This is a genomic window from Acidovorax sp. SUPP950 (assembly GCF_030158935.1).
In the GTDB taxonomy this organism is placed as follows: Bacteria; Pseudomonadota; Gammaproteobacteria; order Burkholderiales; family Burkholderiaceae_C; genus Paracidovorax.
The window spans coordinates 1,907,464-1,927,214 of sequence record NZ_BQXE01000001.1 but is presented as its reverse complement, the minus strand read 5'-3'; the positions used below and the strand labels follow the sequence as shown (position 1 = coordinate 1,927,214).

General features: G+C 69.4%; 16 protein-coding genes. All 16 read left to right on the top strand.

Going from position 1 to position 19,751, the window contains the following annotated elements:
• Positions 1-40 precede the first annotated feature (40 nt).
• The 16 genes from hslU (at position 41) to ftsZ (ending at position 19,633) form a co-directional block, all read left to right on the top strand.
• Positions 41-1,372 carry an ATP-dependent protease ATPase subunit HslU gene (gene hslU, locus AVME950_RS08870; protein WP_284429476.1) on the top strand — a complete coding sequence of 444 codons (1,332 nt, stop codon included), beginning with the start codon at positions 41-43 and terminating at the stop codon, positions 1,370-1,372.
• Between the two features lie 298 nt (positions 1,373-1,670).
• Positions 1,671-2,099 carry a division/cell wall cluster transcriptional repressor MraZ gene (gene mraZ / locus AVME950_RS08865; protein WP_272569587.1) on the top strand — a complete coding sequence of 143 codons (429 nt, stop codon included), beginning with the start codon at positions 1,671-1,673 and terminating at the stop codon, positions 2,097-2,099.
• 7 nt (positions 2,100-2,106) lie between these two features.
• Entirely contained in the window at positions 2,107-3,036 is a 930-nt protein-coding gene (gene rsmH / locus AVME950_RS08860; protein WP_284429598.1) for a 16S rRNA (cytosine(1402)-N(4))-methyltransferase RsmH, read from the top strand.
• Positions 3,033-3,371, top strand: coding sequence for a cell division protein FtsL (ftsL, locus tag AVME950_RS08855; protein ID WP_284405268.1), 339 nt, complete (start codon positions 3,033-3,035; stop codon positions 3,369-3,371). The genes rsmH and ftsL overlap by 4 nt, the downstream gene beginning before the upstream one ends.
• On the top strand, positions 3,368-5,113 hold the full coding sequence (locus AVME950_RS08850; RefSeq protein ID WP_272567204.1) for a peptidoglycan D,D-transpeptidase FtsI family protein: 1,746 nt from the start codon (positions 3,368-3,370) through the stop codon (positions 5,111-5,113). The genes ftsL and AVME950_RS08850 overlap by 4 nt, the downstream gene beginning before the upstream one ends.
• The gene (locus AVME950_RS08845; protein WP_284429475.1) at positions 5,110-6,615 is read left to right on the top strand and encodes a UDP-N-acetylmuramoyl-L-alanyl-D-glutamate--2,6-diaminopimelate ligase; all 1,506 of its coding nucleotides are present in this window, start codon (positions 5,110-5,112) and stop codon (positions 6,613-6,615) included. The genes AVME950_RS08850 and AVME950_RS08845 overlap by 4 nt, the downstream gene beginning before the upstream one ends.
• Positions 6,612-8,024, top strand: coding sequence for a UDP-N-acetylmuramoyl-tripeptide--D-alanyl-D-alanine ligase (locus AVME950_RS08840; protein ID WP_284429474.1), 1,413 nt, complete (start codon positions 6,612-6,614; stop codon positions 8,022-8,024). The genes AVME950_RS08845 and AVME950_RS08840 overlap by 4 nt, the downstream gene beginning before the upstream one ends.
• Positions 8,015-9,193 carry a phospho-N-acetylmuramoyl-pentapeptide-transferase gene (mraY, locus tag AVME950_RS08835; RefSeq protein ID WP_284393025.1) on the top strand — a complete coding sequence of 393 codons (1,179 nt, stop codon included), beginning with the start codon at positions 8,015-8,017 and terminating at the stop codon, positions 9,191-9,193. The genes AVME950_RS08840 and mraY overlap by 10 nt, the downstream gene beginning before the upstream one ends.
• Entirely contained in the window at positions 9,190-11,247 is a 2,058-nt protein-coding gene (murD, locus tag AVME950_RS08830) for a UDP-N-acetylmuramoyl-L-alanine--D-glutamate ligase (protein WP_502869371.1), read from the top strand. Before mraY ends, murD begins: the two co-directional genes overlap by 4 nt.
• On the top strand, positions 11,244-12,542 hold the full coding sequence (ftsW, locus tag AVME950_RS08825) for a putative lipid II flippase FtsW (protein ID WP_284429473.1): 1,299 nt from the start codon (positions 11,244-11,246) through the stop codon (positions 12,540-12,542). The genes murD and ftsW overlap by 4 nt, the downstream gene beginning before the upstream one ends.
• A 79-nt stretch (positions 12,543-12,621) precedes the next feature.
• Entirely contained in the window at positions 12,622-13,686 is a 1,065-nt protein-coding gene (gene murG / locus AVME950_RS08820) for an undecaprenyldiphospho-muramoylpentapeptide beta-N-acetylglucosaminyltransferase (RefSeq protein ID WP_284429472.1), read from the top strand.
• Positions 13,683-15,116 (top strand): UDP-N-acetylmuramate--L-alanine ligase, encoded by a 1,434-nt coding sequence (gene murC / locus AVME950_RS08815; RefSeq protein ID WP_272567214.1) that lies wholly within the window; start codon positions 13,683-13,685, stop codon positions 15,114-15,116. Before murG ends, murC begins: the two co-directional genes overlap by 4 nt.
• Positions 15,113-16,138, top strand: coding sequence for a D-alanine--D-alanine ligase (locus tag AVME950_RS08810; RefSeq protein ID WP_284429471.1), 1,026 nt, complete (start codon positions 15,113-15,115; stop codon positions 16,136-16,138). The genes murC and AVME950_RS08810 overlap by 4 nt, the downstream gene beginning before the upstream one ends.
• The gene (locus AVME950_RS08805; RefSeq protein ID WP_284429470.1) at positions 16,135-16,989 is read left to right on the top strand and encodes a cell division protein FtsQ/DivIB; all 855 of its coding nucleotides are present in this window, start codon (positions 16,135-16,137) and stop codon (positions 16,987-16,989) included. The genes AVME950_RS08810 and AVME950_RS08805 overlap by 4 nt, the downstream gene beginning before the upstream one ends.
• A 16-nt stretch (positions 16,990-17,005) precedes the next feature.
• On the top strand, positions 17,006-18,235 hold the full coding sequence (gene ftsA / locus AVME950_RS08800) for a cell division protein FtsA (protein WP_092741824.1): 1,230 nt from the start codon (positions 17,006-17,008) through the stop codon (positions 18,233-18,235).
• A gap of 171 nt (positions 18,236-18,406) precedes the next feature.
• Complete coding sequence (gene ftsZ, locus AVME950_RS08795; RefSeq protein ID WP_272549194.1) at positions 18,407-19,633, top strand: cell division protein FtsZ; 1,227 nt, start codon at positions 18,407-18,409, stop codon at positions 19,631-19,633.
• Positions 19,634-19,751: the final 118 nt, after the last annotated feature.

Below are 19,751 nucleotides of genomic sequence, written 5' to 3'. Positions count from 1 at the left end.
GAAGAATATGTGCTGACGGCTGATTTGATTGCAGATCCCCATGTCGTCCATGACCCCCCAGGAAATCGTCTCCGAACTCGACCACCACATCGTCGGCCAGGCCAGCGCCAAGCGCGCCGTCGCCATCGCGCTGCGCAACCGCTGGCGCCGCCAGCAGGTGGAAGGCAGCCTGCGCCACGAGATCACGCCCAAGAACATCCTCATGATCGGCCCCACCGGCGTGGGCAAGACCGAGATCGCGCGCCGCCTGGCCCGGCTGGCCGACGCGCCCTTCATCAAGGTCGAGGCCACCAAGTTCACCGAGGTGGGCTATGTGGGCAAGGACGTGGACTCCATCGTCCGTGACCTGGTCGAGATGGCCGTCAAGCAGGCGCGCGAGAGCGACATGAAGAAGGGCCGCGCCCGCGCCGAAGACGCGGCCGAGGACCGCATCCTCGACGTGCTGGTGCCGCCCGCGCGGGGCCATGCGGCGGCCGAGGCCGCGCCGCCGGCCGACAGCACCGCCCGGCAGGTGTTCCGCAAGAAGCTGCGCGAGGGCCAGCTGGACGACAAGGAAATCGAGATCGACGTGGCCGACGCCCGGCCGCAGCTGGAGATCATGGGCCCGCAGGGCATGGAAGAGATGGCCGAGCAGCTGCGCGGCATGTTCAGCCAGATGGGCCAGGAAAAGCGCCGCACGCGCAAGCTCAAGATCGCCGAGGCGCTCAAGCTGCTCACCGACGAGGAGGCCGCCAAGCTCGTGAACGAGGACGAGGTGAAGACCCGCGCCGTGCAGAACGCCGAGCAGAACGGCATCGTCTTCATCGACGAGATCGACAAGGTGGCCACCCGCCAGGAATCGAGCGGCTCGGACATCTCGCGCCAGGGCGTGCAGCGCGACCTGCTGCCGCTGGTGGAGGGCACCACCGTGTCCACCAAGTACGGCATGGTCAAGACGGACCACATCCTGTTCATCGCCTCGGGCGCTTTCCATCTGAGCAAGCCGAGCGACCTGATCCCCGAGCTGCAGGGGCGCTTTCCGATCCGCGTCGAACTCGAATCGCTGTCCGTGCAGGATTTCGAAGCCATCCTCACGCAGACGCATGCCTCGCTGGTCAAGCAGTACCAGGCCCTGCTGGCCACCGAAGGCGTTACGCTCGAATTCGCGCCCGAGGGCATCACGCGCCTGGCGCACATCGCCTTCGAGGTGAACGAGCGCACCGAGAACATCGGCGCGCGCCGGCTGTCCACGGTGATGGAGCGGCTGCTGGACGAAGTGAGCTTCGATGCCGCCCGTTTGTCCGGCCAGACGGTGGTGGTGGATGCCGCGTACGTGAACGCGCGGCTCGAGTCCTTGAGCCAGGACGAGGATTTGTCGCGCTATATCTTGTAAAAGATTCCGGCGTGTTGCGGGCCCCTGGATTCTTGCCCGGATTCCAGGTTGCCCGATAGCCTTCAGGTATCACTTGCATAGCCTGGGCTAAGTGCTTATTCAGTAAAGCATTTTGGGTGTTCTCCACTGGCACTGTCGGTGCTAAGTCGTTGATTTCATTGCAAAACTTTGTTGCACCTGGCGGGGCTCGGTATTTTTTTCCTGCTACAGTGCAAAAAAGTGCAATTAAGTGGTGAAAAGTGCCCTCGTGCGTCCATTCCGGATGCGCAGGCGCGACAACGAGCTGGGGTTCGATTCCGTGTTTCAAGGGGCGTCATCGCTGAGTCTGGATGCGAAGGGAAGGCTTTCCGTGCCTACCCGGCATCGTGACGTCCTCGCGGCGACCGCCAACAGTCAGCTCACCATCACCAAGCATCCGCACGGCTGCCTCATGGTGTTTCCCCGCCCCGAATGGGAAAAATTCCGCGAACGCATTGCCGAGCTGCCCATGTCCGCCCAGTGGTGGAAGCGCATCTTCCTGGGCAACGCGATGGACGTGGACATGGATGGCACCGGCCGCGTGCTGGTCTCGCCCGAACTGCGGCAGGCCGCCGGCATCACCAAGGACACGATGCTGCTCGGCATGGGCAACCACTTCGAGCTGTGGGACAAGGCCACCTACGAGGCGCAGGAGGCTGTTGCCATGCAGGCCGAGATGCCGGCCGCTTTCCAGGACTTTTCTTTCTGAGGCCATGGTGAACGCACCGCTGCAACACACCACGGTCTTGCTGGGCGAGGCGGTCGACGCCTTGCTGGGCGCCGCCGGCCCCGCGCCCGCCGGCGTGTGGATCGATGCCACCTTCGGCCGTGGCGGGCACTCCCGCAAGATACTGGACCGGCTGGGGCCGGGCGGGGGCCTCGTGGCGTTCGACAAGGACCCCGAGGCCATCGCAGAAGCAGCGCGCATCACCGATGCGCGCTTTTCCATTCGGCACGAAGGATTCCGCCATCTGGCCGAACTGCCCGAGCGCAGCGCCGCGGGCATCCTCATGGACCTGGGCGTGAGTTCACCCCAGATCGACAGCCCCGGCCGGGGCTTCAGCTTTCGTTTCGACGGCCCGCTGGACATGCGCATGGACACCACGCGCGGCGAGAGCGTGGCCGATTGGCTGGCCACGGCCGAGGTCGGGCAGATTGCGGAGGTGATACGTGACTACGGCGAAGAACGGTTTGCTGGCCCCATTGCAAAGGCGATTGTTGCTCGTCGCGAGGAGCGGGGCCCTCTTGCCACCACCGCTGAACTGGCCCAACTCGTGGCTGGCGCGGTCAAGACCCGCGAAGCAGGCCAGAACCCTGCAACGCGCACATTTCAGGCTCTTCGGATTTTCATCAACGCCGAGCTTGAAGAGCTGCAACAGGCGCTAGAGGCCAGCCTGCGGGTGCTCGCACCCGGTGGCCGGCTGGTGGTGATCAGCTTCCATTCGCTGGAAGACCGCATCGTCAAGCAGTTCATCGCCCAGCATTCCAAGGAGGTCTTTGACCGCCGCGCGCCATTTGCGCAGCCGCAGCCCATGCGGCTCAAGGCGCTGGACCGCATCAAGCCCACCGCAGCCGAGATCGAGGCCAATCCCCGCTCCCGCAGCGCGGTGATGCGCGTGGCCGAGCGCACGGAGGTGCAGCCATGACGCGCCTGAGCCTGGTGCTGCTGCTGGGAGTGATGGTGAGCGCGCTGTACCTCGTGCACATGCAGTACGAGTCGCGGCGCCTGTTCACCGAGCTGGACCGCGCGGTGGCCGAGTCGCGCCGGCTGGAGACCGAACACCAGCGCCTGCAGGTCGAAAAGCGCGCCCAGGCGACGCCGCTGCGGGTGGAAAAGCTCGCCCGCGACCGCCTGCAGATGCGCACGGCCACGCCGGCCATCACGCAGTACGTCGCCGACGACGGCACGCCGGTGGTCACGGCCGCCACGGCAGCGCCCGTGCCGGCCACGCCGGGTGGCGCGGGGAGCGTGCGCCGATGAGCCGCAGCGTCAACTACACCTCCAGCCCGCTGCTGGCCAGCAAGACGCCGGTCTGGCGCAGCAAGTTCATCGTCGCCATGGTGGCGCTGGGCTTCGTGGGCCTGGGCGCCCGCGCGGCCTACGTGCAGGTGTTCGGCAATGCGTTCTTCCAGCGGCAGGGCGAGGTGCGCTTCGCCCGCACGCTGGAGCTGCCCGCCAACCGGGGTCGCATCCTGGACCGCAACGGGCTGATCCTGGCCTCCAGCGTGCCGGCGGCCAGCATCTGGGCCATTCCGGAAGACGTGGAGCAGGACAAGCCCGAGGTGCGCGAAAAGCTCCAGCAACTGGCCAAGCTGCTGGAGATGCCGCTGCCCGCGCTCAAGACCAAGCTCGCGGACGAGGACAAGACCTTCGTCTGGATCAAGCGCCAGCTCGACTGGGAGGTCGGCCAGCAGATCGCCGCCCTCGACATCAAGGGCATCTACCAGCGCAAGGAATACAAGCGCCAGTACCCCGAAGGCGAATCGGCCGCGCACGTGGTGGGCTTCACCAATGTGGAAGACCATGGCCAGGAAGGCATGGAGCTGGCCTTCGACCAGCAGCTGGCCGGCAAGGCCGGCTCGCGACGCGTCATCAAGGACCGCCTGGGCCGCGTGGTGGAGGGCGTGGGCGCCGAGGTGCCGCCGGTGGACGGGCAGGACATGCAGCTGTCCATCGACAGCAAGGTGCAGTTCTTCGCCTACCAGAAGCTGCGCGACCAGGTGGCGCTGCACAAGGCCAAGGCTGGCAGCGTGGTGGTGATCGACGCGCACACGGGCGAGCTGCTGGCGCTGGCCAACTACCCGAGCTACGTGCCCGACAAGCGCCAGAACCTCACCGGCGAGCAGCTGCGCAACCGCGCGCTCACCGACGTGTTCGAGCCCGGCTCCACCATGAAGCCGTTCACCATCGGCCTGGCGCTGGAGACCGGCCGCGTGCGCCCGGAAACCATCGTGGACACCAACCCCGGCCGCGTCACCATCACGGGCTCGACCATCTCCGACACGCACAACTACGGCGTGCTCACGGTCGAGGGCGTGATCCAGAAATCCAGCAACGTGGGCACCACCAAGATCGCCATGCAGATGCCGGCGCGCGAGATGTGGGAGACCTTCTCGGCGGCCGGTTTCGGGCAGAAGCCGCAGATCCACTTCCCCGGCGTGGTGAGCGGCCGCCTGCGGCCCTACAAGACCTGGCGCCCGGTGGAGCAGGCCACCATGTCCTACGGCTACGGCCTGTCGGCCAGCCTGCTGCAGATGGCGCGCTCGTACACGGTGTTCGCCAACGGCGGCCAGATCATTCCCGCCACCATGCTCAAGTCGAGCACGCCGGCGGTCGGCGTGCCCGTGTTCTCCGAGCGCACGGCCGACCAGGTGCGCAAGATGCTGCAGATGGCCGCGGGCCCCGGCGGCACGGGCCAGCAGGCGCAGACCGTGGGCTACTCGGTGGGCGGAAAATCCGGCACCGCGCGCAAGCAGGTGGGAAAGAGCTATGCCTCGGGCAAGTACCGGGCGTGGTTCACCGGCATGGCGCCGATCGACAAGCCGCGCATCATCGTCGCGGTGATGATCGACGAGCCCAGCAACGGCGTGTTCTACGGCGGTGCGGTGGCGGCGCCGGTGTTCAGCGCCGTGGTGCAGCAGACCCTTCGCATGATGGGCGTGCAGCCCGACATGGCCGTCAAGCCCCAGATCGTGGCCAACACCGTGGAGGAATCGCTATGACGACGACCCCGCTGCTCACCTCGGTGCACGACGCCGTGCAATGGCTGGCCGCCCGGGTGACCGGTACGCTGCAGACCGACAGCCGGCTCATCCAGCCCGGCGACGGCTTCATCGCCTGGCCGGGCGCTGCCACCGATGGCCGCGCCCATGTGGGCGACGCGCTGGCGCGTGGCGCCATGGCCTGCCTGGTCGAGCACGAAGGCATCGAGGCCTTCGATTTCGCCCATGCGCCGGTGGCCGCGCTGCGCGGGCTCAAGGCCATCACCGGAACGCTGGCGGCCGAGTGGTTCGGCCACCCCACGCAGTCGATCGACGTGCTGGCGGTGACCGGCACCAACGGCAAGACCAGCGTCAGCTGGTGGCTGGCCGATGCGCTCAACCTGCTGGCGCGCAACGAACTGGCGGCGCCCGGCGGCTGCGCGCTGATCGGTACGCTGGGCGCCGGCGTGCCGCCCGCGCTCGAGTCCACCGGCCTCACGACGCCGGACCCGGTGCGCCTGCAGCGCGCCTTCGCCCATTTCGCCAAAGAAGGCCATGTGGCCTGCGCGATCGAGGCTTCGTCCATCGGGCTGGCGGAGCACCGCCTGACCGGCACGCGGGTGCGGGCGGCCCTGTTCACCAATTTCACCCAGGACCACCTGGACTACCACCCGAGCATGGCGGCCTACTGGCAGGCCAAGAGCACCTTGTTCGACTGGCCCGGGCTGCAGATCGCCGTGGTCAACATCGACGACCGGCACGGCGCCGAACTGCACGAGACGCTGTCCCAGCAGCCGCTGGACCTGTGGAGCGTTTCCCTGCAGGGGCCCGCACGGCTCCAGGCCCGGGACATCGCCTGGGGCGATGGCGGCCTGTCGTTCACCGTGGCCGAGGGCGCGCAAAGCCATGTGCTGCAGACGCGGCTCATCGGCCAGTACAACGTAGGCAACCTGCTGCTCGTGATGGCCACGCTGCGGGCGCTGGGCGTGCCGCTGGAGCATGCGCTCTACGCCTGCGCGCAGCTGTCGCCGGTGCCGGGCCGCATGGAGCAGATCCATGTGCCGCACCAGCCCCTGGTCGCCGTGGACTACGCCCATACGCCCGATGCGCTCGACCAGGCGCTGCAGGCGCTGCGCCCCATCGCGTCGGAGCGCGGCGGGCGGCTGTGGTGCGTGTTCGGCTGCGGCGGCAGCCGCGACCGCACCAAGCGGCCCCTGATGGGCGCGGTCGCGCAGCAGCGGGCCGATGCGGTCATCGTCACCAGCGACAACCCGCGCGGCGAAGTGCCGGCGGACATCCTTCACGAAATCCTGCAGGGCACCGTGGCCGGGCGCACCGTGCGCGCCGAGGTGGACCGCGCCGCGGCGATCGCGCTGGCGCTGTCCGAGGCCGGGCCGCGCGACGTGGTGCTGATCGCCGGCAAGGGCCACGAGGACTACCAGGAGGTGGCGGGCGAGCGCCGGCCGTTCTCCGACATGGCCCACGCCCAGGCCGGCCTGGCCGCCCGGGGAGGCCGCGCATGATGACGCTGCAGCAGGCGCTGGGGTTCATCCAGGCGCGCGTGCCCACGGCCCGGCTGGTGGGCGAGGGCGCGCTGCCGCTGTCCCGCGTGCACACCGACACGCGCACGCTGCAGGCGGGCGATTTGTTCGTGGCGCTCAAGGGCGAGCGCTACGACGCCAATGCCTTTCTGGCCGATGCGCGCACGGCCGGCGCCGCTGCGGCCGTGGCCCACGGCGGCCTGGAGGCCGCCGGCCTGCCCGGCATCGAGGTGCCCGATACGCTCGCGGCGCTTGGCGCCCTGGCCGCTGGCTGGCGTGCCCAGTTCCGGCTGCCGCTGATCGGGGTCACCGGCAGCAACGGCAAGACCACCGTCACGCAGATGATCGCGGCGGTGCTGCAGGCCTGGAAGGGCTCGGCCGCCTTCGCGACGCAAGGCAATTTCAACAACGACATCGGCGTGCCGCTGATGCTGCTGCGGCTCAACGCGGCGCACGAGGCGGCCGTGATCGAGCTGGGCATGAACCATCCGGGCGAGATCGCGTACCTGGCCGACCTGGCCCGCCCCACGGTGGCCCTCGTCAACAACGCGCAGCGCGAGCACCTGGAGTTCATGCACACGGTCCAGGCCGTGGCCGAAGAGAACGGCTCCTGCCTCTCGGCCCTGCCCGCCGATGGCGTGGCCGTGTTCCCGGCGGGCGATGCCTACACCGCGCTGTGGCGGCAACTGGCCGCGGGGCGCCGCTGCATCACCTTCGGCGCGGACGGGGCCGACGTGCGCTGCACCGCCGCGCGGTGGGAGGGCAGTGCCTGGCGCATCCGCATCGACACGCCGCAGGGCGGCTTCGATGCCACGCTGCGCATTGCCGGCATGCACAACGTGACCAACGCCCTGGCCGCCACGGCCTGCGCGTTGGCGGCCGGTGCGCCGCTCGACGCCGTGGCGCGCGGGCTCTCGGCCTTCATTCCGGTCAAGGGGCGCTCGCGCGCCTTCAGCGTGCCGCAGGACGGGCGCGTGGTCACGGCGGTGGACGACACCTACAACGCCAACCCCGACTCCATGCGCGCCGCCATCGACGTGCTGGCCGGCCTGCCCGGCCCGCAACTGCTGGTGCTGGGCGACATGGGCGAGGTGGGCGAGCAGGGGCCTCAGTTCCACGCCGAGGCGGGCGCCCAGGCGCGCGCCAGCGGCATCGGCAGGCTGTTCGCGCTGGGCGCGCTCAGCACTCACGCCGCGCAGGCCTACGGGCCGGATGCGCGGCATTTCGACGACATGGCATCGCTGCTCGCAGCGGTGCAGCAAGCCCTGCCCCAGGTGGGCAGCGTGCTGGTGAAGGGATCTCGGTTCATGAAGATGGAGCAGGTGGTGCAGGTGCTGGAAGCCCGTGCGGACACGACGAAGAACGCACGCGGGGGCACCACATGCTGCTGATACTGTCGCAATGGCTGCAAGGCCTGTCGCCGGAGTTCGGGTTCTTCCGCGTCTTCCAGTACCTCACGTTCCGTGCGGTGATGGCGGCGCTCACGGCGCTGGTGATCGGGCTGGCGGCGGGGCCGAAGGTGATCCGCATGCTCACCTCGCTCAAGATCGGCCAGCCCATCCGTGGCTACGCGATGGAATCGCACCTGTCCAAGAGCGGCACGCCGACCATGGGGGGCGTGCTGATCCTGGGCTCGATCGCGATCTCCACGCTGCTGTGGTTCGACCTGTCCAACCGTTTCGTGTGGATCGTGCTGGCCGTGACCCTGGGCTTCGGCGCCATCGGCTGGGTGGACGACTGGCGCAAGGTGGTGCGCAAGGACCCGGAAGGCATGCGCTCGCGCGAGAAATATTTCTGGCAGTCCGTCATCGGCCTGCTGGCGGCGCTCTACCTGGTGTTCAGCATTTCCGAGAACTCCAATTCGCGCGTGTTCGAGCTGTTCATCACCTGGGTGCAGTCCGGCTTTTCGCTGGACCTGCCGCCGCAGGCCGGGCTGCTGGTGCCGTTCTTCAAGGAGGTGAGCTACCCGCTGGGCGTGCTGGGCTTCGTGATCCTGACCTACCTCGTGATCGTGGGATCGAGCAACGCGGTCAACCTCACCGACGGCCTCGATGGCCTGGCGATCATGCCGGTCGTCATGGTGGGATCGGCGCTGGGGCTGTTCGCCTACGTGGCCGGCAGCACGGTGTACTCCAAGTACCTGCTGTTCCCGCACATTGCCGGCGCGGGCGAGTTGCTGATCTTCTGCTCGGCCATGGCCGGCGCCGGCCTGGCCTTCCTGTGGTTCAACACCCACCCGGCCCAGGTGTTCATGGGCGACGTGGGCGCGCTGGCGCTGGGCGGCGCGTTAGGCACCATCGCCGTCATCGTGCGCCAGGAGATCGTGCTGGCCATCATGGGCGGCATCTTCGTGGTCGAGGCGCTTTCGGTGATGCTGCAGGTCGCCTGGTTCAAGTACACCAAGAAGCGCTACGGCCAGGGCCGGCGGCTGCTCAAGATGGCGCCGCTGCATCACCATTTCGAGAAAAGCGGCTGGAAGGAGACGCAGGTGGTCGTGCGCTTCTGGATCATCACCATGCTGCTGTGCCTGATCGGCCTGACCACGCTGAAACTGCGATGAACCCGCACGACCCCCTTCTTCCTGGCGAGGCGCCAGGCCTGCCGCAGGGTGCCGATGGCCCCGGCGAGGGGGAGGGCGCGTCCATGGTTTCCCCGTCCGGGGTGGCGCCGGTGCAGGGCATGGACGCCATGCCGCCGCGCTCCGACGCATCCGGCGCTCCCGATTCGCCCGACGTGCCCTGCATGTCCGAAAGCGTGGCGCTGGCGCCGCAGGACCAGGACGCATCCTCCGCACCGGCCCCGCAGGCACCACCCGCCCCCGCGAACGACGCGATGGCGCAGGCGCTCGCCGGCATGACCGCGCCCGCGGTCTCGGCCGCTGCGGCCGCTGCGGCGTTCGTGGCGCAGATCTTCGCGGACGTGGGCTCGCCCGAGTCCGTCACCGCGGCCGGTCCGCGCGATCCGGGCGCGGCGCCATCCTCCGATGACGCGCCCCCGGCCGACGGCGCCACCGGCCCGGTGGCCGGCCCCACGCCGGTGCCGGCCGGCTGGCCGGGCGAGGGCGCTGCGCTGCTGCAGGGCCAGGACATTCTCATTCTCGGCCTGGGCGCTTCCGGGCTGGCCATGGCCCGCTGGTGCGTGCGCTGCGGCGCGCAGGTGACCGTGGCCGACACGCGCGAGGCGCCTCCGCAGCGCGGCACGCTGCATGCCGAGCTGCCCCAGGTGCGCTTCGTGGCCGGTGCGTTCGACGCCTCCCTGCTCGAAGGGCGCATGCCGCAGGCCATCTACCGCTCGCCCGGCCTGCGTCCCGACACGCTGGCCGCCCTGTCGTCCGAGGCCCGGGCGCGCGGCATCCGCATGGAGGGCGAACTCGCCCTGTACGCCATGGCGCTGCGCGAGCTGCGCGCCGCGCACGGCTACGCCCCGGCGGTGGTGGCCGTGAGCGGCACCAATGGCAAGACCACGGTGACTTCGCTCACCGGCCGGCTCGTGGACTGCGCCGGCAAGACCGTGGCCGTGGCCGGCAACATCGGCCCGACCCTGCTGGACACGCTGGGCCGGCACATCGATGCGGGCACCCTGCCCGAGGTCTGGGTGCTGGAGCTGTCCAGCTTCCAGCTCGACGGCGTGGCGGGCTTCGAGCCCACGGCCGCGGCCGTCCTCAACATCAGCCAGGACCACCTGGACTGGCACGGCAGCCTGGCCGCCTACGCGGCCGCCAAGGCGCGCATCTTCGGCGAGAGCGGCCTGATGGTGCTCAACCGTGAAGACCCCGAGGTCATGGGCATGCTGCCCGATGCCGGGCCGGCGCGCGGCGCGGCCAGGCCGGCGGCCGGGCGCGCGAAGGCCCCGAAGGTGCAGGTGCGCCCCCATGTCACGTTCGGCGGCGACATGCCCCAGCGCCCGGGCGATTTCGGCCTGGAGATCGTCAACGGCATGGCTTGGCTCGTGCGGGCCCAGGAGGCCGACGAAACCGCCCGCCGTTCGCGTGCGCAGGAAGAAGAGCTGCACATCCAGCGCCTGATGCCTGCCGATGCGCTGCGCATCCGCGGCCGCCACAACGCCGTGAACGCGCTCGCCGCGCTGGCGCTCGCCCAGGCCGCCGGCTGCGCGCTGGGCCCCATGCTGTACGGCCTGCGCGAATACCGCGGCGAGCCGCACCGTGTGGAGCCCGTGGGGCTCATCGGCGATGTGGAATATTTCGACGACAGCAAGGGCACGAACGTGGGCGCCACCGTGGCGGCGCTCACCGGCCTGGGCGCGGAGCGCCGGCTGGTGGTCATCCTGGGCGGCGACGGCAAGGGGCAGGACTTTTCGCCGCTGGCCGCGCCCGTGTCGCGCTACGCCCGCGCCGTGGTGTTGATCGGCCGCGACGCGCCCCAGATCCGCGCCGCGCTCAAAGACGCGGGCGTGGCCCTGCTGGACGCACCGACGCTGCCGCAGGCGGTGGACCTGGCCACGCAGCGCGCTCATGCCGGCGATGCGGTGCTGATGTCGCCCGCCTGTGCCAGTTTCGATATGTTCAACGATTACGAGCACCGCGCCCGCGTGTTTTGCGAAGCCGTGCAAGCGCTTGCGAACGATCGCGGCCAGGACCTGGAGGGCTCCGCATGAGCACCGCACCCGCATCCCCCGGCCTGCTGCAGCGCCTGTCCACCAGATTCGGCGGAAAGTTCGGTGGCGGGTTCGGCGGCCTGCCCGCCAAACCCGCCGACGTGCTGCCGGTGCGCGTGGGCGGCACCGAATACCGCCAGACCACGACCACGCCGGCCAGTGTGCTCGGCTTCGACCAGGCCCTCCTGTGGGTCGTGGTGGCGCTGCTCGCCTGGGGGCTGGTGATGGTGTATTCGGCGTCCATCGCCATGCCGGACAACCCGCGTTTCGGCAAGATCGCGCCCACCCATTTCCTGGTGCGCCACATCATGGCGCTGGTGATGGCCTTCGTCGCGGCCCTGCTGGCATTCCAGATTCCCATGTCCACCTGGGAGCGCGTGGCGCCGTGGCTGTTCGTGCTGTCGATCGCTTTGCTCATCGCAGTGCTGATCCCGCACGTGGGCACGGTGGTCAACGGCGCGCGGCGCTGGCTCTCGCTGGGGGTCATGAACTTCCAGCCGTCGGAGCTGGCGAAGTTCGCCGTGCTCATCTACGCGTCGGACTACATGGTGCGCAAGATGGAGGTCAAGGAGCGCTTCTTCCGCGCCGTGCTGCCCATGGGCGCGGCCGTGGCCGTGGTGGGCGCGCTGCTGCTGGCCGAGCCCGACATGGGTGCCTTCATGGTGATCGCCGTGATCGCCATGGGCATCCTGTTCCTGGGCGGCGTGAACGCCCGCATGTTCTTCCTGATCGCCGCCGTGCTGGTGGGTGCCTTCGCGCTCATGGTGATGATGAGCGACTGGCGGCGCGAGCGCATCTTCGCGTACCTCGATCCCTGGAGCGAAAAGCACGCGCTGGGCAAGGGCTACCAGCTGTCGCACTCGCTGATCGCCATCGGCCGCGGCGAGATCTTCGGCGTCGGCCTGGGCGGCAGCGTGGAAAAGCTGCACTGGCTGCCCGAGGCGCACACCGACTTCCTGCTCGCGGTGATCGGCGAGGAGTTCGGCCTGGTCGGCGTGCTCATCCTCATCGTGCTCTTCCTGTGGATGACCCGCCGCATCATGCACATCGGCCGCCAGGCCATCGCGCTGGACCGCGTGTTCGCCGGCCTGGTGGCGCAGGGCGTGGCCATCTGGATGGGCTTTCAGGCCTTCATCAACATGGGCGTGAACCTGGGCGCGCTGCCGACCAAGGGGCTGACCCTGCCGCTGATGAGCTTCGGGGGCTCCGCCATCCTGATGAATCTGGTGGCCATCGCCGTGGTGCTTCGGGTTGACTATGAAAACAAGCACCTCATGCGCGGAGGCCGCGTATGAGGTGCTTGTTTCAACAAAACGGGCACCGCATGGCGTCAGCCATGCCGGGCGCACAGCGCACGGTGCGGGGTGGACGCGTATGAGCGCACCCAAAACCGCGCTCATCATGGCCGGCGGCACCGGCGGCCACATCTTCCCGGGCCTGGCCGTGGCCGAGGAGCTGCGCACGCGCGGCTGGCGCGTGCACTGGCTGGGCACGCCCGGCAGCATGGAGTCGCGCCTGGTGCCGCCGCGCGGGTTCGCGTTCGAGCCCATCGATTTTTCCGGCGTTCGCGGCAAGGGGCTGCTCACGCTGGTCTTGCTGCCGCTGCGCCTGCTGCGCGCCTTCTGGCAGTCGCTGGCCGTGGTGCGCCGCGTGCGCCCCGACGTGGTCGTGGGCCTGGGCGGCTATGTGACGTTTCCGGGCGGGATGATGGCCGTGCTGTTGGGCAAGCCGCTGGTGCTGCACGAACAGAACTCGGTGGCCGGCCTCGTGAACAAGGTGCTGGCCGGCGTGGCCGACCGCATCTTCACGGCCTTCCCCGGGGTGCTCAAGAAGGCCCAGTGGGTGGGCAACCCGCTGCGCACCGCCTTCACGCAGCAGCCCGCGCCGGCCGAGCGCTTCGCCGGTCGCACGGGGCCGCTGCGCCTTCTGGTCGTGGGCGGCAGCCTGGGCGCCCGCGCGCTCAACGAGATCGTTCCGCAGGCCCTGGCGCTGATTCCGGCGGACCGCCGGCCCGTCGTCACCCACCAGAGCGGCGCAGCGCAGATCGATGCGCTGCGCGAGCACTACGCGAAGGCGGGCGTGCAGGCCACGCTCACGCCGTTCATCGACGACACCGCGGCGGCGTTCGCCGACGCGGACCTCATCGTCTGCCGTGCGGGCGCCAGCACCGTCACCGAGATCGCCGCCGTGGGCGCGGCGGCGGTGTTCGTGCCGTTCCCCCACGCGGTGGACGACCACCAGACCGCCAATGCCCGCTTCCTCGTGGACGCCGGTGGCGGGTGGCTCGTGCCGCAGCGCGACCTCACCCCCGAGTGGCTGGCGAAGTTGCTACAAAATTCAGAGCGCGATGCCCTAGTGGATATTGCGCAGAAGGCCAAAAACATGCAAAAGATCAACGCCACCCGCGAAGTGGCGACTGCCTGCGAGGAGCTGGCATGAAGCACGCCATTCGCCACATCCATTTCGTCGGCCTGGGCGGCGCCGGCATGTGCGGCATCGCCGAGGTGCTGTTCAACCTGGGCTACGGCATTTCGGGCTCGGACCTGTCCGACAGCGCCACCCTGCGCCGCCTGCAGGCGCTGGGCATCCGCACCTGCGTGGGCCATGCGGCCGCGCACATCGAGGGGGCAGATGCGGTGGTTACCTCCACGGCGGTGCAGGCCGACAACCCCGAGGTGCTGGCCGCCCGCGAAAAGAAGATTCCCGTGGTGCCGCGCGCGCTGATGCTGGCCGAGCTGATGCGCCTGAAGCGCGGCATCGCCATCGCCGGCACGCACGGCAAGACCACCACCACCAGCCTGGTGACCAGTGTGCTGGCCGAGGCCGGGCTCGACCCGACCTTCGTGATCGGCGGGCGGCTCAACAGCGCGGGCGCCAATGCCAAGCTGGGCAGCGGCGACTACATCGTGGTGGAGGCGGACGAGTCCGACGCCTCGTTCCTCAACCTGCTGCCCGTGATGGCCGTGGTGACGAACATCGACGCCGACCACATGGAAACGTACGGGCACGACTTCGGCCGCCTCAAGGGCGCGTTCGTCGAGTTCCTGCACCGCATGCCGTTCTACGGCACGGCGATCCTGTGCGTGGACAACCCGGCCATCCGCGACATCCTGGCCGACGTGACCTGCCCGGTGACGAGCTACGGCTTCTCCGAAGACGCCCAGGTGCGCGCGGTGGACGTGCGGGCCGATGCGGGCCAGATGCGTTTTCGCGTGCAGCGGCGCAACGGCGTCACGCTGCCCGACATCGACGTGGTGCTGAACCTGGCGGGCGAGCACAACGTGCTGAACGCCCTGTCGGCCATCGCGGTGGCGGTGGAGTTGAACATTCCCGACGACGCGCTGCTGCGCGCCCTGGCCCAGTTCAAGGGCGTGGGCCGGCGCTTTCAGCGCTACGGCGACATCGCCGCGCCGGGGGGCGGCAGGTTCGCGCTGATCGAGGACTACGGCCACCACCCGGTCGAGATGACGGCCACGCTGGCCGCGGCGCGCGGTGCCTTCCCGGGCCGGCGCCTGGTGCTGGCGTTCCAGCCGCACCGCTACAGCCGCACGCGCGACTGCTTCGAGGATTTCGTGAAGGTCATGGGCAGTGCGGACGCCGTGCTGCTGACCGAGGTGTATGCCGCCGGCGAGGCGCCGATCGTCGCCGCCGACGGCCGGTCGCTCACGCGCGCCCTGCGCGTGGCGGGCAAGGTCGAGCCGGTGTTCGTGGATGACGTGGCCCTGCTCGCGCAGGCGATCGTGGACAACGCCCGGGACGGCGACGTGGTGCTGTGCATGGGCGCGGGCTCCATCGGCGCCGTGCCGGCGAAGGTGGTGGAAATGCTGCAGAAAGAAGAAGCGCCAGCGTTGGCGGAGGTCGCGCGATGAGCCACGAAGACACCCCTGCCATCGACGTGCGCGCCCTGGGCAAGGTCGCGGTGCTGATGGGCGGCTCGTCCGCCGAGCGCGAGGTCTCGCTGATGTCCGGCGGCGGCGTGCTGCAGGCGCTGCGCGCCCGCGGCGTGGACGCGCATGCGTTCGACCCGTCGCAGACCGACCTGTCCGAGCTGCGGCACGGCGGCTATGCGCGCTGCTTCATCGCCCTGCACGGCCGCCATGGCGAGGACGGCACGGTGCAGGGCGCGCTCGAGCTGCTCGGCATTCCGTACACCGGCCCCGGCGTGATGGCGTCCAGCATCGCGATGGACAAGATCATGACCAAGCGCATCTGGCGCTTCGAGGGGCTGCCCACGCCGGACTGGCGCCTGGTGTCGAGCGCCGCCGAGACCGCGCAGGCGCTGCAGGCGCTGGGCGCGCCGATGATCGTCAAGCCCTCGCGCGAAGGCTCCACCATCGGCCTGACCAAAGTGACCTCGCCCGGGCAGTGCGAACAGGCCTACCTGCTGGCCTCCCGCTACGACCCCGAAGTGCTGTGCGAGGAATTCATCGAAGGCGACGAGACCACCTGCCCGGTGCTGGGCCAGGGGGCGGATGCGCATGCGCTGCCGGTGATCCGCATCGTGGCGCCGGCCGGCAACTACGACTACCAGAACAAGTATTTCACCGACGTCACGCAGTACCACTGCCCGAGCGGCCTGCCCGAGGCCGAGGAGCGCGAGATCCAGCGCCTGGTGGTCGAGGCCTTCCGCACGCTGCAGTGCCGGGGCTGGGCGCGCGCCGACATCATGATCCGCGCCAGCGACCGCAAGCCCTTCCTGCTGGAGATCAACACCTCGCCCGGCATGACCGGCCATTCGCTGGTGCCCATGTCGGCCCGCGCCAGCGGCGTGAGCTACGAGGCGCTGTGCCTGCGCATCCTGGCGAGCGCCTCGCTCGACGGGCTGCAGGGGCATGCCGGCGCCGGCGTCACCGTCCACGCCACCCCCACGGGAACCCCGGGAGCCGCATGACCGCCTCGCTGCCCGCACCGCTTGACGTCAAGCTCATGAACCTGACCGCCACGGTCCTGTTCGTGGGCTGCGCCGCGTTCGTGCTGGTGGTGGGCGGCTCGTGGATGCTGCGCCATCCGGCGTTCGCGATCGGGCGCATCGTGGTGCAGGGCGAGCTGGTGCACAACAACGCCGTCACGCTGCGGGCCAACGTCGGGCCGCACCTGGTGGGCAATTTCTTCACCGTGGACCTGCGCGCCGTGCGCGAGGCGTTCGAGCAGGTGCCCTGGGTGCGCCACGCGATGGTGCGGCGCGAGTTTCCCAACAGCCTGCGCGTGGAGCTGCAGGAGCACGATGCCGCGGCCTACTGGGGCGCCGAAGAGGGCTCCACCCTGGTCAACAGCCAGGGCGAGGTGTTCGAGGCCAACGGCGACGACCTGGACGCGGACGAACTGCCCCGCCTGCAGGGCCCGCAGGGTCAGTCGCTGGAGGTGCTGCAGATGTACCACCGCCTGCAGCCGGTCTTCGAGCCGCTGGACACCAAGGTCGATGCGCTGGAGCTCACCGGCCGCGGCGGCTGGCGCGCCACGCTGGACAGCGGCGCCGTGGTGGAACTGGGCGGCGGCACGCCGCAGGACGTGGTGCAGCGCACGCAGCGCTTCGTGCGCACGCTGGCGCGCGTGGCGGGCCAGTACGGGCGGCGCGCGGACGCACTCGAATCGGCCGACCTGCGCCACGCCGACGGCTATGCGCTGCGGCTGCGCGGGGTGACCACGGTCAATGGCGACGCCCCCAAGGCGGCCGCCCGGGCGCCCGCGCGCACTGCGCCGCAGCGCGCGCGCCCCGCCAGAACAACAGGGCAGAACCACTGAGGGCAGGACACAGAATATGGCAAGAGAATACAAAGACGTGGTCGTGGGGCTGGACATCGGCACCGCCAAGGTGATGGCGGTGGTGGCCGAGGTGCTGCCCAATGGCGAACTCAAGCTGGCCGGGCTGGGCGTCGCACCCAGCAATGGCCTCAAGCGCGGCGTGGTGGTGAACATCGACGCCACGGTGCAGAGCATCCAGCAGGCGCTGAAAGAGGCCGAGCTGATGGCCGACTGCAAGATCCAGCGCGTGTACACCGGCATCACCGGCAGCCACATCCGCGGGCTCAATTCGAGCGGCATGGTGGCGGTCAAGGACAAGGAAGTCACCCAGGCCGACGTGGCGCGCGTGGTGGAGACGGCCAAGGCCATCAACATCTCCAGCGACCAGCGCCTGCTGCTGGTGGAGCCGCAGGAATTCGTGATCGACGGGCAGGATGTGAAGGAGCCCATCGGCATGAGCGGCATCCGCCTGGAGGCCAAGATCCACATCGTGACCGGCGCGCAGAGCGCGGCCGAGAACATCATCAAGTGCGTGCGCCGCTGCGGTCTCGAGGTGGAGCAGCTCATGCTGAACCCGCTCGCCTCCAGCCAGGCCGTGCTGACCGACGACGAGCGCGAGCTGGGCGTGGCGGTGGTGGACATCGGTGCGGGCACGACCGACGTGGCGATCTTCACCGGCGGCGCGATCCGCCACACGGCCGTGATCCCGATCGCGGGCGACCTCATCACCAGCGACATCGCCATGGCGCTGCGCACGCCCACCAAGGACGCCGAGGACATCAAGGTCGAAAGCGGCTATGCCAAGCAGCTGCTGGCCGATCCCGAGGCGCAGGTGGAGGTGCCCGGCCTGGGCGACCGCAGCCCGCGCATGCTCAGCAAGCAGGCGCTGGCCGGCGTGATCGAGCCGCGCGTGGAGGAGATCTTCTCGCTGGTGCAGCAGGTCATCCGCGAGTCGGGCTATGAAGAGGTGCTGTCCTCGGGCATCGTGCTCACGGGCGGCAGCGCCATCATGCCGGGCATGGTCGAGCTGGGCGAGGACATCTTTCTGAAGCCCGTGCGCCGGGGCATTCCCAAGTATTCGAGCGCGCTGGCCGACATGATCGCCCAGCCGCGCGCCGCCACCGTCATGGGCCTGCTGGAAGAGGCGCGCCTGGCGCGCCTGCGCGGCTTCAAGGTGGCGCAAAAGAGCGGCTCGGTGAAGACCGCGTTCGGCCGCTTCAAAGATTTCATCGTGGGGAACTTCTGACATGTTGTCCCCTCAGCACTGGCTCGCTCGCGCCGGCCCCGATGCGCTGTTCTGGCAACGATGGCGGGGCACCGGCCCCCCTTTCGTGCCGCGGACCGCGCCCCACCCGATTCCAACCATCCAGCCGTTTTGGCCCCATGCAATTCACGTGAAAGACTAGGAGCACCCACCATGACCATCGAAATGATCGAAGCCGAAGAATTCAATCAGGGCACCCAGATCAAGGTGATCGGTGTCGGCGGCGGCGGCGGCAATGCCGTCGCCCACATGATCGCGCGCAATGTGCAGGGCGTGGAGTTCGTCTGCGCCAACACCGACGCGCAGGCCCTCACGCGCAGCCCCGCGCACCGCACCATCCAGCTGGGCGGCAGCGGCCTGGGCGCGGGCAGCAAGCCCGACAAGGGCCGCGATGCCGCCGAAGCGGCCGTGGAAGACATCCGCAGCGCCATCACCGGCGCGCACATGCTGTTCATCACCGCCGGCATGGGCGGCGGCACGGGCACCGGCGCGGCCCCCGTGATCGCGCGCGTGGCCAAGGAGATGGGCATCCTCACCGTGGGCGTGGTCACCAAGCCCTTCGACTGGGAAGGCGGCCGCCGCATGGCCAATGCCGACAACGGCCTGGCCGAGCTGGAAGCCAACGTCGATTCGCTGATCGTCGTGCTCAACGAGAAGCTGCTGGAAGTGCTGGGCGACGACATCACCCAGGACGAGGCCTTCGCGCATGCCAACGACGTGCTCAAGAACGCCGTGGGCGGCATCGCTGAAATCATCAACGAATACGGCCACGTCAACGTCGACTTCGAAGACGTGCGCACCGTGATGGGCGAGCCCGGCAAGGCCATGATGGGTACGGCCACGGCCGCCGGCCCCGACCGCGCCCGCATCGCCGCCGAGCAGGCCGTGGCCTGCCCGCTGCTGGAAGGCATCGACCTGTCGGGCGCCAAGGGCGTGCTGGTGCTGGTGACCGCCGCCAAGGGCAGCCTGAAGCTGTCCGAGTCGCGCCTGGCCATGAGCACCATCAACGCCTACGCCTCGCCGGACGCGCACGTGATCTACGGCGCCGCCTACGACGACAGCCTGGGCGAAGAGATCCGCGTGACCGTGGTGGCCACCGGCCTGTCGCGCCAGAACGCACGCCGCCAGCCCATCTCGGTGGTACAGGGCGGCCTGCGCACCGGTACGGACAACGTGGCCTACCAGATGCCCATGGCCGGCGCAACGCTGGGCGCGGGCCTGGTCGGTGGCGGCACCGCGCAGGCAGACTACGGCAACATGTCGGTGCCCAGCGTGTGGCGCACCAACCGCACGCAGGCGGCCGCCCGCGTGGACGCGCTGTCCTCGGGCGGCATGGACGACCTGGAAATCCCCGCGTTCCTGCGCAAGCAGGCCGACTGACGGGCAAGGCCCTGCGGGCCTTTCTTGTTCACAACACCGCCATGTTCCGCAAGGGGCTGGCGGTTTTTTCTTGCGCGCGTGGGCCTATTGCGCCCATAGCGGCAGCGATGCCCCATGA